Origin of the sequence: Photobacterium damselae (assembly GCF_003026815.1) — a bacterium.
Lineage (GTDB): Bacteria > Pseudomonadota > Gammaproteobacteria > Enterobacterales > Vibrionaceae > Photobacterium > Photobacterium damselae.
This window is the reverse complement of sequence record NZ_PYOG01000097.1, coordinates 1-1074: the sequence shown is the minus strand read 5'-3', so window position 1 is coordinate 1074 and position 1074 is coordinate 1. Positions and strand designations below refer to the sequence as shown.

The window sequence follows — 1074 nt, the reverse complement described above, 5'->3', positions numbered from 1 at the left end:
CAGATTCTGTCTTAATTGACTTTGCGGCTTCACGAGCAAAAGCTTCGAGTGCTTTCTTATCCATATTGTCCATCCTTAACCTTTAAGGTTTAAGTTTAGACAGTTACACAGAATTCAGGACACTCTCCTGGTTTGTGGTGGTGCGAAAGTTTTTTTGGAGACACTTTGATTTATTACTTTTTGATTAATGTAATTTGAGCCGTTCTTTGTGATGACAAACGTATTTGAATCTACTCTCGCCTTCTCATCCCGTCTATTTTCGCTAGCCTCTTTGAGAAATCCCTTAATAGAGGCAATAACGATCAAATGAAACAACCACTTTTTATTCTCGATGCAGGTCATGGTGGGATCATCAATGGTCAGTATCAAACGGCGGGAAAGCGCTCTCCTATTTGGGACGATGGAAGTCAATTATTTGAAGGGGAATTTAATCGCGCTGTTGTGGCGGGTATCAGTCAGCAGCTAGCTCAACGCAATATTAAACATCATATTTTAGTACCCGAGCAGCGTGATATTCATTTACGGGATCGTGTCCGTCGAGCGAACCGCCTAGCTAAGCACTACTCACGTTATCAATGTATTTTAATCTCGGTTCATGCGAATGCTGGCGGTGGAAGTGGGTTTGAAGTCTTTACTTCTAAGGGGAAGACGCGCAGCGATGATATTGCTGATCACTTTGCTCTGGCATTTAAAGATGTGTTTCCTAATAAGCCATTACGTGCGGATTTACGAGATGGGGATTATGACAAAGATCGTAGCTTTTATATTCTCAGATACACGTCTATGCCTGCGATATTAACGGAAAATTTCTTTATGGATAATGAGCAAGAGTGCAAAGAAATCTTGATGACATCAACTGGGCGGGAGATGGTGGTTAAATATCATGTGGAAGGGATCCGTAGGATTCTAGGAGAGTGTCCTGAATTCTGTGTAACTGTCTAAACTTGAACCTTAAAGGTTAAGGATGGACAATATGGATAAGAAAGCACTCGAAGCTTTTGCTCGTGAAGCCGCAAAGTCAATTAAGACAGAATCTGATCTTGATGACTTCCGAAAAATGTTAACCAAGGTGAC

General features: G+C 41.3%; 1 protein-coding gene. It reads left to right on the top strand.

Annotated features, from left to right (window positions below):
• Nucleotides 1–306: 306 nt before the first annotated feature.
• Nucleotides 307–942 (top strand): N-acetylmuramoyl-L-alanine amidase, encoded by a 636-nt coding sequence (locus CTN07_RS22450; RefSeq protein ID WP_005298219.1) that lies wholly within the window; start codon nt 307–309, stop codon nt 940–942.
• Nucleotides 943–1074 lie beyond the last annotated feature (132 nt).

Coding starts and splice junctions, on each gene's coding strand:
- CTN07_RS22450 (WP_005298219.1), top strand. CDS start 307: ATGAAACAACCACTTTTTATTCTCGATGCAGGTCATGGTGGGATCATC.